General features: G+C 31.7%; 13 protein-coding genes. 4 read left to right on the plus strand and 9 right to left on the minus strand.

The genetic code is table 11. From position 1 onward, the window contains the following. Positions 1-96: 96 nt before the first annotated feature. Together dnaK and ACOSP6_RS11360 are read left to right on the plus strand one after the other, a co-directional pair. On the plus strand, positions 97-2,004 hold the full coding sequence (gene dnaK, locus ACOSP6_RS11355; protein ID WP_422093298.1) for a molecular chaperone DnaK: 1,908 nt from the start codon (positions 97-99) through the stop codon (positions 2,002-2,004). A gap of 70 nt (positions 2,005-2,074) precedes the next feature. Continuing rightward, positions 2,075-2,497, plus strand: coding sequence for a secondary thiamine-phosphate synthase enzyme YjbQ (locus ACOSP6_RS11360; protein WP_422093297.1), 423 nt, complete (start codon positions 2,075-2,077; stop codon positions 2,495-2,497). A 50-nt stretch (positions 2,498-2,547) separates the two neighbouring features. Here ACOSP6_RS11360 and ACOSP6_RS11365 read toward each other — a convergent pair whose 3' ends face one another. The 6 genes from ACOSP6_RS11365 to ACOSP6_RS11390 all read right to left on the minus strand — a co-directional run bounded on the left by ACOSP6_RS11365 (position 2,548) and on the right by ACOSP6_RS11390 (position 12,251). Next, the gene (locus ACOSP6_RS11365; protein ID WP_422093296.1) at positions 2,548-7,401 is read right to left on the minus strand and encodes a DNA repair ATPase; all 4,854 of its coding nucleotides are present in this window, start codon (positions 7,399-7,401) and stop codon (positions 2,548-2,550) included. Positions 7,402-7,474: 73 nt separating this feature from the next. Further along, positions 7,475-8,158, minus strand: a complete 684-nt coding sequence (locus ACOSP6_RS11370; protein ID WP_422093295.1) for a hypothetical protein — start codon at positions 8,156-8,158, stop codon at positions 7,475-7,477. Between the two features lie 69 nt (positions 8,159-8,227). After that, the gene (locus ACOSP6_RS11375) at positions 8,228-10,282 is read right to left on the minus strand and encodes a flotillin family protein (RefSeq protein ID WP_422093481.1); all 2,055 of its coding nucleotides are present in this window, start codon (positions 10,280-10,282) and stop codon (positions 8,228-8,230) included. Positions 10,283-10,340: 58 nt separating this feature from the next. After that, entirely contained in the window at positions 10,341-11,054 is a 714-nt protein-coding gene (locus tag ACOSP6_RS11380) for a hypothetical protein (RefSeq protein WP_422093294.1), read from the minus strand. Positions 11,055-11,144: 90 nt separating this feature from the next. Beyond that, positions 11,145-11,849 (minus strand): PspA/IM30 family protein, encoded by a 705-nt coding sequence (locus ACOSP6_RS11385; protein ID WP_422093293.1) that lies wholly within the window; start codon positions 11,847-11,849, stop codon positions 11,145-11,147. A gap of 6 nt (positions 11,850-11,855) precedes the next feature. Then, positions 11,856-12,251, minus strand: a complete 396-nt coding sequence (locus ACOSP6_RS11390) for a YbjN domain-containing protein (protein ID WP_422093292.1) — start codon at positions 12,249-12,251, stop codon at positions 11,856-11,858. A gap of 223 nt (positions 12,252-12,474) precedes the next feature. On the opposite strand from ACOSP6_RS11390, the gene ACOSP6_RS11395 reads away from it, so the two are divergent. Beyond that, the gene (locus ACOSP6_RS11395; RefSeq protein ID WP_422093291.1) at positions 12,475-13,230 is read left to right on the plus strand and encodes a helix-turn-helix domain-containing protein; all 756 of its coding nucleotides are present in this window, start codon (positions 12,475-12,477) and stop codon (positions 13,228-13,230) included. Here the strand turns inward: ACOSP6_RS11395 and ACOSP6_RS11400 are convergent. Continuing rightward, entirely contained in the window at positions 13,227-13,658 is a 432-nt protein-coding gene (locus ACOSP6_RS11400) for a hypothetical protein (protein WP_422093290.1), read from the minus strand. The genes ACOSP6_RS11395 and ACOSP6_RS11400 overlap by 4 nt on opposite strands. Positions 13,659-13,846: 188 nt before the next feature. Here ACOSP6_RS11400 and ACOSP6_RS11405 point away from each other — a divergent pair, with 188 nt between their 5' ends. Beyond that, on the plus strand, positions 13,847-15,148 hold the full coding sequence (locus ACOSP6_RS11405; RefSeq protein WP_422093289.1) for an NAD(P)/FAD-dependent oxidoreductase: 1,302 nt from the start codon (positions 13,847-13,849) through the stop codon (positions 15,146-15,148). 39 nt (positions 15,149-15,187) lie between these two features. On the opposite strand, the gene ACOSP6_RS11410 is transcribed toward ACOSP6_RS11405, so the two are convergent. Both ACOSP6_RS11410 and ACOSP6_RS11415 read right to left on the minus strand, forming a co-directional pair. After that, positions 15,188-15,541, minus strand: a complete 354-nt coding sequence (locus ACOSP6_RS11410) for a hypothetical protein (protein WP_422093288.1) — start codon at positions 15,539-15,541, stop codon at positions 15,188-15,190. 94 nt (positions 15,542-15,635) lie between these two features. Continuing rightward, positions 15,636-16,112: a DUF6428 family protein gene (locus ACOSP6_RS11415; RefSeq protein WP_422093287.1), complete on the minus strand. Its 477-nt coding sequence runs from the start codon at positions 16,110-16,112 to the stop codon at positions 15,636-15,638. Between the last annotated feature and the right edge of the window lies 1 nt (position 16,113).

Genomic DNA, 16,113 nt, shown 5'->3' on the forward strand with positions numbered 1-16,113 from the left:
AAAACTGTCAAAACAAATTAAATAAGGCGTTGGCATGACCTTTGACATTTTGTTATCGTAAAAATTTTTGAATAAAATAAAATCGATAATAAAGTTATGAGTAAAATTATAGGAATAGATTTAGGTACTACCAATTCTTGTGTTTCTGTGATGGAAGGAAACGAGCCAGTAGTAATTCCTAATTCTGAAGGAAAAAGAACTACACCTTCTGTAGTAGCTTTTGTTGAAGGAGGAGAGCGTAAAGTTGGAGACCCAGCAAAGCGTCAGGCGGTGACTAACCCAACAAAAACTGTTTATTCTATTAAACGTTTTATGGGGAACAAGTATTCTGAATCTCAAAAAGAAGCAGACAGAGTACCTTATGATGTTGTAAAGGGAGACAATGATACTCCTCGTGTAAAGATTGATGATCGTTTATATACACCACAAGAAATTTCTGCGATGGTGTTACAAAAAATGAAAAAAACTGCGGAAGACTACTTAGGACAAGATGTTTCAGAAGCAGTTATTACAGTACCAGCATATTTTAATGATGCGCAACGTCAGGCTACGAAGGAAGCTGGAGAGATTGCAGGATTAAAAGTTCGTCGTATTATTAACGAACCAACAGCTGCTGCTTTAGCTTACGGATTAGATAAAGCTGATTCTGATAAGAAAATTGTAGTATTTGACTTTGGTGGAGGTACACATGATGTTTCTATCTTAGAATTAGGAGATGGTGTATTTGAAGTATTAGCTACTGATGGTGATACGCACTTAGGAGGTGATGATGTAGATGAAAAAATCATTAATTGGTTAGCAGATGAGTTTAACGCTGAAGAGAACATGGATTTACGCAAAGATCCAATGGCTTTACAGCGTTTAAAAGAGGCTTCTGAAAAAGCTAAGATTGAGTTATCAAGTACAACTTCAACTGAAATTAACTTACCTTATATTACAGCAACTGCTTCAGGTCCTAAACACTTAGTTAGAACTTTAAGTAGAGCTAAATTCGAGCAGTTAATTGATGATTTAGTAAGAAGAACAATCGAGCCTTGTAAAACAGCATTAAAAAACGCAGATTTATCTACATCTGATATTGATGAGGTTATTTTAGTAGGAGGTTCAACTCGTATTCCTGCTATTCAGGAAGCTGTTGAGAAGTTCTTTGGAAAAGCGCCAAGTAAGGGAGTAAATCCAGATGAGGTTGTGTCTTTAGGAGCTGCAATTCAAGGAGGTGTTTTAGCTGGAGATGTTAAAGATGTTCTTCTTTTAGATGTAACTCCATTATCATTAGGTATCGAAACTATGGGTAATGTATTTACTAAGTTAATCGAAGCAAATACAACAATTCCTACAGAGAAGTCACAAGTTTTCTCTACAGCTGCTGATAATCAACCTGCTGTTGATATTCACGTATTACAAGGAGAAAGAGCAATGGCTGCAGATAACAAAACTATTGGACGTTTCCAATTAACAGATATTCCACCAGCGCCAAGAGGAGTACCTCAAATTGAAGTTACTTTCAATATTGATGCAAACGGAATTATCAATGTTTCTGCAAAAGATAAAGGAACTAATAAAGAGCAAAACATTCGTATTGAAGCTTCTTCAGGATTAACAGATGAGGAAATCCAAAGAATGAAAGCAGATGCTGAAGCAAATGCTGATGCTGATGCGAAAGCGAAAGAAACTGCAGATAAAATTAACGGAGCAGACTCTATGATTTTCCAAACAGAAAAGCAGTTAAAAGAGTTTGGAGATAAATTATCGGCAGATAAAAAAGCTCCAATTGAAAGTGCTTTAGAAGAATTAAAGAAAGCTCATGAGAGCAAAGATTTAGCTTCTATAGATGCTGCGATGGAGAAAATCAATGAAGCTTGGAAAGCTGCCTCAGAAGAAATGTATGCTGCACAGCAACAAGCGGGAGGAGCTGAAGGAGCTCAACCTGGTCCTGATGCAGGAGCTTCTGCAGATGCTGGAAGTGATAATGTTGAAGATGTAGATTTCGAAGAAGTTAAGTAAATATTCTTTAAAATTTAATAACACTAAAACCAGTTGTACTTTTGTGCAACTGGTTTTTTATTTTTAGCATATGAAATTTTACCAGAAAGAAATAGTATTACCTCGTTTTGAAAGGGGATATCATTTAATTACCTATCTTTTAGAGAATGCAATTCCAGAACTAGAAAGTATTTCAATTGGACAGTTTCAAGCTTTTATCAAACATACTTCAGCAAGTTTAACTGTCAATGAAAATGCTGATCCAACGGTGCGGATGGATTTTGAAACGCATATTAATAAAATGATTCCTGAAAACATGCCTTATTACAAACACGATTATGAAGGTTCAGATGATATGCCAGCGCATATTAAATCTTCAATGCTAGGTTGTCAAGTGTTAATTCCTATTACAAATGGAAAATTAAATCTAGGAACTTGGCAAGGTGTTTATTTAGGTGAGCACAGAAATTATGGAGGAAACAGGAAAGTTGTAATTACTGTTTTTGGAGAATAAAAAAAGCAATTGTATAACAATTGCTTTTTTTTGTTTTGTGAAACCATATTTTATTTTTCTAATCCTTTTTGAAGTGCTTCTTTAATGCCTTCTAAGTTTTCAGAGAATGCCATCATTTGACTTAATATTTGGGCCATTTCATTCTTGTCTCCGAAGCCTTTCAGTTTATTGTTTTTCAAGAAAATTTCTTTAATACTATTCCAACGAGCGCTTTCCTCTTCTGAAAGTTTATTTATAAGCTCTTTATATTTCAATAAGTTTCCTTCGGCTGCAGAGGTTAAAGTTTGTGATTCGCTTTCGTAATGAGATAATAACAATCGTTGTAATTCATCATTGTTCATAATAGGAACAATTTTCGCAACTAATTTATTCATATCACGATACGATCCTTGCAATTTAAAAGAAGGCTCGGTTCTATATTGATCTTCCATTGCGGCAGATTGAATATAAGCTTGATTTACTTTTAAAACTGTGTCGCGAACCGTAATTACTTTCTCTAAAACAGATGTGTAATCTTGAATTTCCTGCTTCGTGTGATTTCCTTTCAAATCAACATCACCTGTATTGTTTTCAACTTTATCAATTAAAGAATATACATCTTCAAAATATTTACTACTTAATTGGTGTAAAACAGGGTTTGATGTTAATGAGTTTTCTATTAAACTCAATTTGAATAAATGCGCCGTATCTCCAATTATGTCTCCTAAATTATAAATGTCTGCACGGTTAGCTAACATATCTGGAATTTGGAAACGATCTCCACTTTCTGTATATGGATTTCCAGCCATAATTACGCAGAATTTTTTGCCACGTAAGTCGTAGGTTTTCGGTTTTCCGTTAAAAACACCTTCAACTTTTCGAGTTCCATCAGATAATGAAATAAACTTTTGTAAAAATTCAGGATTACAATGTTGTATATCGTCTAGATATAACATCACATTATCGCCCATTTCAAAAGCCAAGTTCAACTTTTTTAATTCTTCTCTAGATGCTGAGTTATTTGCGGACATTGGATCTACAGAAGTTACTTCATGACCAATAGCAGGACCATTAATTTTCATGAATACCAAACCTAATCGATTTGATATGTATTCCATTAAAGTGGTTTTACCATAACCTGGAGGAGAAATTAATAATAACATTCCCATTCTGTCGGTACGTTTGTTGTCACCAACTGTTCCAAGTTGTTTCGCTAAATTATCTCCGATTAAAGGAAAGTAAACTTGATCAATTAATTTATTTCTTACAAAAGAAGATAGAACTCTAGGTTTAAATTCTTCTAACTTTAAATCTTCTTTTAGCTGATCCGTAACTTCTTGTTTCGCTTCTTTATATTGAATGTAATTTGGAACTTCTACAGAAACAAAATGTTCAAGTTTTTGAATAAATTCATGATAATTAAATTTAAAGACTCCTTCAATAATCGAGTTATGATCTCCTTTTAGGTTTTCAATATTTTCTATTGGATGAACCGCTTTAATTTCAGAATTTGATTCGTGCTCAAATAATGAAATACAAACCATTTCATCGATATATGATAGTGTGCTCTTATCTTTAGTAGAAAGAAAAGAAGCGATCCATTGTTTGGCTAAGTTTATTTTATCTGTATAATTTTCAATTTTATCAATCCCGCTTTTAAACTTATGATAAGCGTCTTGTTTTTTCAAAGTTTTGATAAAATCTTCTTTTAAACTAACGGCATCAGTGCTTAATTGAAACGTGTTATTCGCTTTTAGTTCATCAAATAAATAGTGTGCGATTTCAGTTGAATTTTCAGATCTGAAAAGTTTAGATTTCTCTGCAAAAATCGCAATAGTTTCACTCAGGTTTTCAATGATAAATGAATACGATTCACTATCTGGAAAAACATTTAAAACTTCTCCAGAAGCTTTTATGTTAGAATTAAGTAATGTTTGTTGTTCTTCTTCCAAAGAATTCCAAAAATACTGTGCATAGCCTCTAACGGTAGGAGAGAAGGTAAGTAATCCTAACTCATGATGTTTATGAACAAGTGTATATAATATTTGACTAGCATCTACGTCATGAACACCTTTTACATATCCTTCAGAATATAAGTTACTACTCTCTTTTTGTACAACTTCGAGTAATTGTTCTACCGTTTTATTTAATAATTCAGATTCAGGTTTACTCTTGAAAATTTTATAAGCTAAATAAGCTGCTCTGTAAACATCACCGTTTTCTGAAACTAACTCCTGATTCCAATATTTTTTTGATTGCAGTAAGATTTCATTATCAATGGTATCGTAAAAATCAGTACCCGTTAAATGATAATAAAGCTCTTCGTTTTTATAAACAATGGTTAAGTCTAATACTTGTTTGTTTACACCGAATTTATGTTTTCCAAGTTTGATGATATTTTCACCATCTTCATATAGCTCTTGCTTATCTTTTAACTTTCTTAAAGCATCTTCTTTAGCAACTTTTAACTGAGTTTCTATGGCTTCAGCTTTTCCAGCATCATCTAGTTCTTTTAACTGAGTGACAATGTCTCTTACTTTGTTAATCATTAAGTCAGCAGCAAAATAACCATTGATATCTTCAACGGTATCGAAGCTCTGAGCTTTTTTTGCAACTCCTTTTAAAATTCTTTCTGATGCAGTTTGAAGAGCAACGGCTTTTTTATTTCTTTTTTCAATTAAGTTATTCTTTCTAGTGTCAAATGCAGCATGAATTTCTTCACGTTTTTCAATAATTTGACCAATGAATTCTTCGAAATCCGCAAATTTACCTTCTAATTCTTCTAATTGAATAGCAGTTTTAGTTAAGAATTCATCACATTTTTCTGGCGTTGTAGCCATGTCAATATAGTTGATGATACTTTGATCAATTAATTTTAATTGAGCAACAAAATCTGCTTTTGCTTCAGAACTACCAAGACTCTTAATTGAGTTTTTAATTCCTGCTTTTAATTGATTTAACGTAGCAAAAATCAACGAAATGTTATCAATTATTTTTGTTGACTGAGACGTGTCTTCAATTTCAAGATTTGAAACGATATCGATTAACATCTCCAAATCAGCAGTAATTTGATTTACTTCTTTTTCTAAAGCTTTTGCATCAACCACTTTTTTAATCTCAGGTAAAGCTTTTTCTTTTTCTGAAACTCTTTTATGATATGGGGCTAAGGCCTTATCATTCAGTAAAAATTGAACACAGCGTTTCGAAATTAAGTTGTTTTGTTCTGCAACTTGTTCTTCTAGTGCTTCTAAATGTTCTTTTTGGATATATCGAACGTCGTGTAAACTAATTACTTCACCACGTAAACTTCTAAGCTGACTTAACAATCCAACAAAATCGTCAATAGATTTAAAAGAAGTACTTCTAATTTTACTAAAAAGCTCATCAGATTTCTTGTTGATTTCTTGAGTGGCTTTTTCTGCTTGCTTTTTTAATTGAACTACTTTTTCAAATTCCTCAATAGCAGCATTTGCAGCTTCATTAATTTGAAGAATTGGTTCGTTTAATTGATGTGTTTCTTCTTCAGGAAGCCAATAATAAGTATCGTTTATATCTTTCGATATTTTTGCAATATCATTGTATAAACCGGTATAATTATCCTCTTTGTTTAAGAGATTAATTAACTCATGACATTCAGCCATTGCTCTTACAATGTCTTTATTCCCGATTTTATATAATAAAGTATCAGTGTGTTGTGATGGCATAAAACTTCCTTTTAAATAAGGAGTTTGCCAAATTTGCACTACATGATGTTTTGTTTGTTCGTTTTCTGTACGGAAGTAACATAATTCTCCATTTTCAAGTAAGGTGAAACCATTACATATTATTGGAGTTTTTACTTCTTGTTCAATGATGTTGTATGACATTAAAATGTATAAACCACGAATGGTAGCATAAAATACATACAAAAAGTCTTCACCATTTGGAGAGCTAACTTTCTTTTGAAATTTGACTTCTTTTACATCGCTTTCAAAGATTTTGTATTCTCCTGTTTGTAAGTAGTAGCCGTTTGGAAAAATGATTCCATGTCCGTCTGGAAGTTGAATAGCAGTATCCTTAATGCTGTCAATTCTTTGAACTTCTTGTAGTTTATGATTGTATACAAAGTAACGAGGATCTTCCTGGAAAGGTTTAATCTCTAAAGCCGTTAAATTACCTAAATCTCCATATCTAAACTGACCATCATCTAAAGTTTGGTCAACATGTTCAACAGGTTCAGATAAGATTCCTTTTCCATCATCTGTATTGTCTTCAATTTTAATGGTTAAATCACCTCCAATGGTTTCAACAAAAACTTTGTCAAGAACTGAAATATGCGAATGTATTCCATAACGATGCATATCTCTAGTAACTTCTTGCCACTGGAATTCGTGTTGTGTTGGAAATTTATATTCATGCTCACTTCGGTTGTCAACATATTGAAGTGAATTATCGTTGATTAACCATTTAAAGGTTTTTATGTCATTGGTGTTCTCGCTAAGTTGAAATACCATGTGAAGGTAATTTCCAACAATTGCGAACTTAGAGAATATGGTATTACGATAGTACTTGTAAAGGTTGGTAAAATCATTTATGAAAATTTCGTCATTTATTAAGTCGAGCGTTTGTAAATGAAAGTGATTTTCTTTGAATTCATAAACACTAAATACATCCGATAATTTGATGTCTGTTCGTAATCCAAAGTGTACGTTATATCCGAAAATTGAAGTGTTTCCAAAAGATACAATATCTCTGGCAATACAGTTATTTTCAGTATTTATTCTATCGTTAGCAATTAATTTGGTTTCTACATTACCAAAAACATGTTTTCTAGCATCATTTAACTTATGTAATCTATTTTGTAGTTCTTGCTTTTGTTTTTGCAATCTACCTTGAATAATTTCATAAGTTCCTCCGTCTAATTGTTGATTGTTTTGGTTTTCCATTTATTTTTTTTATCAAGATGGTTAGAATTAAACTTGAAATAATAAAAGCATAATTTGTAATAACAAAAATGGATTATCTTATGGTTTTAGTTTCTCGAATAGATTTATTATTCACATTGTAAATACCATATTTTATATCCGAATCTTTATCGTTTTCAAATGTTAGTAAAAGTTCCTTATGGTTCATCCATTCAAATTGTTGTACAATTCGGTGCGAAACTTTAGTCAAATTTTCTCCATTTAAGTCTGAGACATAAACATAGTGTTGATCAAGGAAGTCAATTTTACCATCGCTATTGGTGTCTTCCAATGCAATATAAAATGAAAGGTGTGTTAACTCTTCTTTTACTTTATCATGATGAGAAGAGAATATATTCGAAATGAAAATTCCTTGTATCGATGCTTTTTGATTTAATAACTTTTTCATTTCATTTAGCTTTGAGTCTAGAAAAATGATGTTGAAAGTATTTTCAGGAACAACGTATGGTAAATTTAAATCTTTAACAATGTTACCTAAATGACTAGCTTTTTCTACATAGTATTCTGCAATTGCAAAGTTATCAGAGTTTGGAATTTTTATAAGCGAACTGTGTTTTGTTTCAAGAGTTGTTTTCTCTGGTTGCTCAACTTCTTTTGATGAAGCAAATTTTTTTGTTGAAAAATGATTGTTTACTGCATTTCCTAAGACATATAAAATAAATATTGGAATAAGTATACCGTTAATTACGACCAATGCTTTAAAGAATTTATTTTTCATATGCTTAATTTGTTTAGTGGATCAAAAAGAAAAAAGCCTAGAGCAATTTGTCTAGGCTCTTTTTGGGTATTAAGATAATTTCTTATCAGATAATCCTAATCCTTTTGCAAGGTTAAAAAGATTACTGAATAATCCTTCTTCATCTGAATTGTTAGCTCTGTCTTTTAAGTCCATTAAAAGGTTAGCAACAGTTAAGTTTTTGATGTCTTCCGTAGAGATTCCGTATTTAGTAGCAAATTCTTTTATCTTCTCAAGTAAATTTCCTTTTACGTCATCACTTCCTAAAATAGCATCTTTTACATCTTGAATGTTATCACTATGTTGAACTAATCTATCGATTCCTTTCGCCTTAGTAATTTGTCCAATAATTTGATCAAAGAACATTGTTTCACCTCCTACGATATCAATATTAGCAGCTCTTAATGCGTCACCGATAACTTGTGCTTGTGCATCTGCAATATCTTTTTGAATTTGGATTTGAGCTAAATCAACTTGTAATTCTTTCTCTAAACGTAACTTGAATTCTTCGTGTTCTTTTCCAACACCATCAAGTTTCTTCATTGCTTCAGCTTTTTCTTCAATTCCAGCAGCATCTGCAATCGCTTTTTCTTTGATTACTTGAGCTTCTGCTAATCCTTCTTCTTTAACAGCTTGAGCTTTCGCTAAGATTCCAGCAGCTTCCGCTTTCGCTTTTTTCTCGATAATAGTTGCTTCAACTAATCCTTGACGTTCGTTAGCATCAGCTTTTGCGTGCATAACTTGTGCTTCAGACATACCAATTGTAGCTTCTTCTTTTGCTTTTGCTTCTGCTAAAGTTTTACGAGCTTCGGCCTCTTTTTCACTTGCTTCTTTTTGAGCTTGTGCTTCAATGTTAATTTCTTCAGCTTTTTGCTTCGCTGCTTCTTTTTCTGCTTCTGCTTGCTTGATTCTTTTGATTAAAGATTCTTCAGCTTCTGCCTCAGCAACAGTAATTTTTACTTGCTTCTGACGATCTGCAGTTTTAAATGCTTCAATATCTTTCATGTTTTCACGCTCTTCAACCACACCTTTTTCTAACATAACGCGATCACGAATAACATCTTGAATATTCTTCTTTTCTACTTCAACAACTTTGTCTTTTTCTATTTGCGCTAATGTTACAATTCTTTCACGCTCTGTAGCTTCTAACATTCTGTCTTTTTCAACTCTTTCGATTTCAACTGCTTCAGTACGTAACTTGTTTTTCTCAGCAACAATTACTTGACGCTGTTTGTTTTCTTCAGCGACTTGCACTTTTTCTTCAGTTGCAATTCTTGCGCTTTCTGATTTTAAACGCTCTTCTTCAGCTACTTTTAAAATTTCAGCATGCTCACGCGCTTTTATATTTGCAACTTCTCGTTTTTGCTGTTCTTCTTTTTCAGCTAATTGTTTGTCTAATTCTAAAATAGCCTCACGAGCTTCAACATCTTGTTTGCGTATAGTTTTTTCCTCGTCTCTCTTTATTAAGTTCGATTTGATATTTTGTACTGCGGTTAATTCAGTGATTTTCTTAATACCTTCAGCATCCAAAATATTGTCAGCCTTTAAATAGTTTACAGGAGTTTGTTCTAAGTAATCAATAGCACAATCTTCAAGAGTATAACCATTTAAATCTCTACCGATTTCATTGATGATTTCATCTCTAAACTCAGCTCTAGATTCATATAATTGAACGAAGTCAAATTTCTTTCCAACCGTTTTTAAAGCTTCCGAGAATTTTGCTTCGAATAATTCCTCAAGAGTTTCAATATGCGAAGCTCTTTCACATCCAATAGTTTGGGCAACTTCAATAATCGCATCTACTGATTTATTCACACGAACAAAGAAAGCTACTTTTATATCTGCTCTCATATTGTCCTTACAAATTAACCCATCCGTTTGTAATCGTTGGATTTCAATTTTCTTAACAGAAATATCCATGATTTCAACTTTATGTAATACAGGTACTACATACATTCCTTTATCAAATGCTACTTTTGTGCCTCCGAATCCCGTTTTTACAAGTGCTTCTCCTTGTGGGATTTTTTTATAGAAAGCGGCAATAATCATGAAACCGAAAATGATTACGGAAACAAGTCCACCGACAACCGTCCATACGATGCTCATGATGTCAATTTCTGTGAAAATTAATAGGGTAGTGTTCATAGTTGATTTTTATTTATATTTATTTTATGTAATAGAATTTTTTGTCTTGTGATTCTTTGATAATTAGTATTTCTGTACCTGATTCGATTGGTGCTCCGTCTAATGATTTTACATAGATGTTAATTGGTGATTTTTCTACAAAAAGTTTAGCACTTCCTAATTTATCATCTCTAATATTAGATAGTAATGTTCCAGTTCTTCCGATTAAATCTAATTTTTCTTCTCCTTTTCTTCCTAAATGACTAAAAAATGATTTGAAAGGATTTGTAAAAGCTTTGTTCAAAAATAGTGCTGGTATTATAGCGGCAAAGAAAATTATTAATCCAAATGAATTTTCATAGCTATTTGTGTAATATGTTCCCACAATTGTAATTGCCCACCAGAAAAATATCCATGAAGCAAAAGTGAACATGAATGGTAATTCAGAAAAGTTGAAATATATCAAAAATACTTGCCACCACTTTAGCTCTTTGTTTCTATTAGGAACTATCGCTTTGTTTTTTAACTCAACATTAGAAATATCATCTATTCCTGTTGCGTCAAAGGACGAATCTGTATCTAAATCAGTATCGACGTCAACATCCATGTCGACATCAACGTCCACATCGAAATCTAGGTCGAAATCTAGATCCATACCTAATAGCATAGTTAAAATCCTGTAAGTAGCAAGAACAATAAGTAAAATTGTAAGAGGTGCGTTTACAGTAGAGAAAACTAAATCGGTTAATGTCATAGCTAGTTTATTAAGGGGTGCAAATTATGAATTACGGATATGATTTAAAAATATTATTTAGATAATTATCAATCCGTAATTCGTTATTGACTAATCATTTAATCCCATTTCTTTTTTTAAAGCGGCTAAATCGTCATCAGCCGATTGCTCAGTTGTATTAGTAAGTTCTTCTAATTTTTGTTCAAGTGTTTTATTTTCTTTAGCCATATCGCCATAAGCATCGGCTAAAGCTTCTTCTTGTTCAATTTTACTTTTCATTCTTTCTAACATAGAAACAGTACTTGAACTATCTATTTCAGCCATTTCTTTGTTCAAGTTTTTAGTGGCTTTCGCAACTTTGTGTCGAGCTTTTAAAGTTCTAAGTTCATTTTCCCATTTTTTTAATGAGTTTTTAATTTCCTGAACTGAACTTTCAAGTTTCGCTACTGATTGATCAAAGTTTTCAGACTCGCTTTTGGCATTTTCCAATTGTTGATTGGTTTCCTCTTTACGAACTAAAGCTTGTTTTGCGAGTTTGTCAGCTTCTTCCATTTCTAATTCTCCATTTTTAACTTTGGTAAGAATTAGCATTGCTTTTTGCTGATAATCGTTTGATTTAGATGTGTATTCTTCTACGTCATTTTTAGCACGAATAGCTAAAGCTTTCACTTGAGCTAAAGATTCCAAAGATTTCTCCAAATCAATTTTTAAATCCCGAATACCTTGTTCGGTCATTTTAATAGGATCTTCCATGCTGTCTAGTGCAGCATTTGCTTCGGCTTGTCCTATTTTAAATAATCTTTTAAATAAGTTCATAGTATTTTAATATTTTGAAAATTCTATAATTTCATTCGAATATTCACTAAGTAATAAACTCAATGAGTTTAAAGTAGCTTCCAATTCGTTAATATCTAAGTTTTCTAATTGTAAAGTGTCTCTAAAAATGACACGTTCTCCTTTTTCATCGAGTACAAACGCACCGTGAATTATATCTCTGTTTTTTTGAAGTAATGCTCTAAACATTGCTTCGTTTGGCTTTTTTACTTTAAATATAAATTGCTCTACAATTAAAATTGGATAGGCCACTCCAATGATTAGGTTTTTAATCCCAAAATTTTCTTTTTCAATAACAAAAATCCCCTCAGATTCGATTTCTTTACGGATTGTAAAGTTTAGTTCTAATAAATAATTCTTGGTTTTTTCGAAATGAATGTTCATTAGCAATTAGTATAGTTTAATAGTTGTTTCTTTCGTTAGTTATGCAAAAAAGGATTTTATAATCATCATTGCACAATGTAAAGTTAATAGAATCATAGTTAAATAGTTTTTTTAGTTAGTGTTACTTTTTCTAGAAAAATTAGCAATATTAATTTTTATTAGCTAATATTGTTAGTGTAAATATACAAATAAAAACTTATATTGCAAATAAAATTAGCAAAACATGTCTTTTTTTGGAAGAAACATTAAAAAAATTAGAGGAGTGAAAGCTTTGAGTCAAAAAGCCTTTGCAGAGTTATTTGACTTGAAAAGAGCGACTTTAGGTGCTTATGAGGAGGGTAGAAGTGAACCTAGAATAGAGACAATCATTAAAATTGCTAATTATTTTAGCATAACTATTGATAGTCTGCTAACATCCGACTTAACCGTAAATGAATTATTGCGTTTTAAGGATGATTTACTGATGAGTGAAGAGCTGGAAGAAAAAGAGCAAATGTTTTCGATTAAGTATGTTTCAGAGAAAAATACTAGTCTTTATGCTGAATATTATGATAATAATGCCTACATAAATGATTTACCAGAAATTTCTTTACCTATTGATTCTGAAAAGTTGTTAAGAGCATTTACAGTTACGAATCTTGAAATGACTGATCATGATAAGGGGTTATATCCAAAAGATATAGTTATCGCTGAACAAATACCACAGGAAGAATTTGAGAATTATGGAAATGGAGAGGTCGTAATTGTTGTATTGGATAAAGAAATTGTACTACGTAAAATCTATTTTGTGGCGGATAAGGTTATTTTAAAGGCTGCACACAAAAATATAGAAGAAAAGATTTTCTCTAAGTCTTCGATTAAAGAGTTATGGTTAGCAAAATATTCGTTTATACGTAGATTGCCTGAAGTAGGTGATGACGTTGAAAATAAGTTATTGTTTTTAGAAAGAGAGTTGTTAAAATTGAAAAATAACAGTTAGCTCTTATAGTCGTTATTAATACCAATACTAAATCCAAAGCGAGTTTCACTTTCGCTTCCTAATCTGTGAATTGCAATTTTACCCAATCCGATTTTACTAAACTCTTTAAAGGTAATATCATCTTCTTCAAAAAATAATTTACCATTAAAACCATTTTTAGGTACATATTCACTAACATTATTATTGGCTTGATACACACTTAATGATAGGATTTCACCGTTTTCATTTACACTACAAAGAAAACCGTACTCATCCCAAATAAGATATTCGTTACTCGAATTAATCTTTCTAGAAGGTTCTCCCAGTACGCTGAATAAATTATCATAAACACACGGGAAATTTAATGTATCCTCATTTATTTTTAGATGATCAGTTGAACATCGGATAGTAAATTCTTTCTGTTTCTTTTTCTTAAAAAACTTAAACATAATGTTTTTAAAAAATCTTTTTTCAGCGGTAAAACTATAAAATTATACGTTTTAAAAAACAGGAAAAACATGTTTTTTTATGAACAAAAGTTTACGATAACGTTGTATGGTGATATTTAAATAACTAAAGTTTACAGGTTAAATGTTTCAACACTTTTGTAAATTTGTTTACCTAAAATTTAAGGTCTATGAATATACCTCAAACCAGTTTTCCAAGAGTTGTTATTGTTGGAGGAGGTTTTGCTGGATTAGCTGCGGCTAAAGGACTAGAGAATCAAGAGCTTCAAGTTGTTTTATTAGATAAACATAATTATCATACATTTCAGCCTTTATTATATCAAGTTGCTACTGGAGGATTAGAGCCAGATAGTATTGCTTTTCCTTTACGAAAAAGATTCAACGATATCGAAAATTTTTATTTTCGTTTAGCTGAAGTACAATACATTGATGCTGATAAGAGAGAGATTCATTCTTCTATTGGAAGTTTAAGTTATGACTATTTAGTTATCGCAACAGGATCAACTACTAATTTTTTTGGTAATACAAATATTGAAAAGCATACCATGGAAATGAAGTCGATTCCTCAATCGTTAAATATAAGGAGTTTAATACTGGAAAACTTTGAAGAAGCTTTGTTGACTTCCGACTTAGAGGAAAGAAGGAAATTAATGAATTTTGTAATTGTAGGTGGAGGTCCGACAGGTGTAGAACTGGCTGGAGCATTGGCAGAAATGAAGAAAGAAATTCTACCAAAAGATTATCCCGATTTGGATATACGAATGATGAAAATTAATTTAATTCAAAGTTCAGATTGTATACTAAAGGGAATGAGTGCAAAGGCTTCGGAGAAAGCAGAAGACTTCCTTATTAAGTTAGGAGTTGATGTATGGAAGAATTTAAGAGTCCTAGATTACGATGGAGAAACTGTTTCTACTAATGGAGAAGATCATTTTAAATCGTCAACTGTAATTTGGGCCGCAGGAGTAAAAGGAGAATCTATAAACGGATTGGATGCAGGTTGTATTATTGAACGCGCAGCGAGATATAAAGTTGATAGTTTTAATAGAGTTTTACCTTATACTAATATTTTTGCCATAGGAGATGTAGCTTGTATGCATAATGAGAAATATCCTTATGGCCACCCGATGATGGCACAACCGGCTATACAACAAGGTAGGTTGTTAGCTAAAAATATAAAAGCAGAATTAAGAGGGAAAGAGATGGAACCATTTGTTTATAATGACAAAGGTTCTATGGCGACTATTGGAAGAAATAAAGCAGTGGTCGATTTACCGAAATGGAAATTTCAAGGAGTTTTTGCTTGGTTTGTATGGATGTTTGTTCATTTGTTTTCATTAATAGGTTTTAGAAATAAAGCAGTTGTCTTTTTAAATTGGGTATACAATTATATTCGTTTTGATAGAGAAACAAGATTAATAATAAGACCTTATAAAAAGAAAAATGAATATTCATTTGAAAGTGAAGTATAAAAAAAGCGCCTAATTGGGCGCTTTTTTATATCTATTTTTTTAATCTCTATTGGTTGCGGTGGTTCTTATTTCATTATTCTCATTGATGATTATTTCATAATCAGAACAAAAATCCATCTCAACTACTTCTACAATTTCTTCATTGTTTTTTAGGACAATAGTGTAGGTTATTTCTCCTGGAGCATAACTTCGATATTCAGAAGCTTTACCTGGTTCAATATTGTTAATGTTTTCTGTGTTTCCTCCAGAAGTTTTAACTTGAACACTTACATCCTCTGTACCTAAATTAGAAACTCTAGCTCTCGGATTTTCACTATCACATTCAGAACAAGATGATAAAAAAGTTAGGCCGAATAAAAAGGAAAAAATAATGAACTTTTTAAACACTTTCATATTTAATATTTAGGGGTTATTCGGCGCGAATATAATTCTTTTTCAAGAAATAGTTAGGAAATCATCAATTTTGAACTGTTTAAGGAGTTGTAAATTAACAACATCCAGTATTTGGATCACAAGATGAGCCTTGACTTTGCAAATCGGAAAGACGGATTTTCGGTTTTTCTTGAGATGAAATTCCACATTGATCTTGCGCCAAACAAGCCGTTGCTGTATTTGTTAATAGAAAAGAAGTTCCATCAAAATCTAAATTATATTTACCAATAGTTGTTTCACCTTGGTATTCAACTTCAATTTCGGTATCTTTTAAATTCAGAGTTTTTTCAGAAAGTTCTATAATATGAATTAGTTTTTCTGGATGTAATCTGTGGTTATAATCATTAGCGTTCCACAGTTGAAAGTTTATCCTTTCTTCTTTTCGTAAAACACCGCCGCAATCAATAAAGTGTTTAGTAACTTTTCCGACTTCTGTAACATGAAAATGCTCTGGAACCAAATCATCATTTGGTAATTTAAAGCTTATAGTTTCTAATTTAGATAAGTGCTTTTTTATTTCTGATAATTTCATA

The sequence above is a fragment of the Tenacibaculum sp. MEBiC06402 genome (assembly GCF_049239625.1).
Classification (GTDB): Bacteria; Bacteroidota; Bacteroidia; order Flavobacteriales; family Flavobacteriaceae; genus Polaribacter.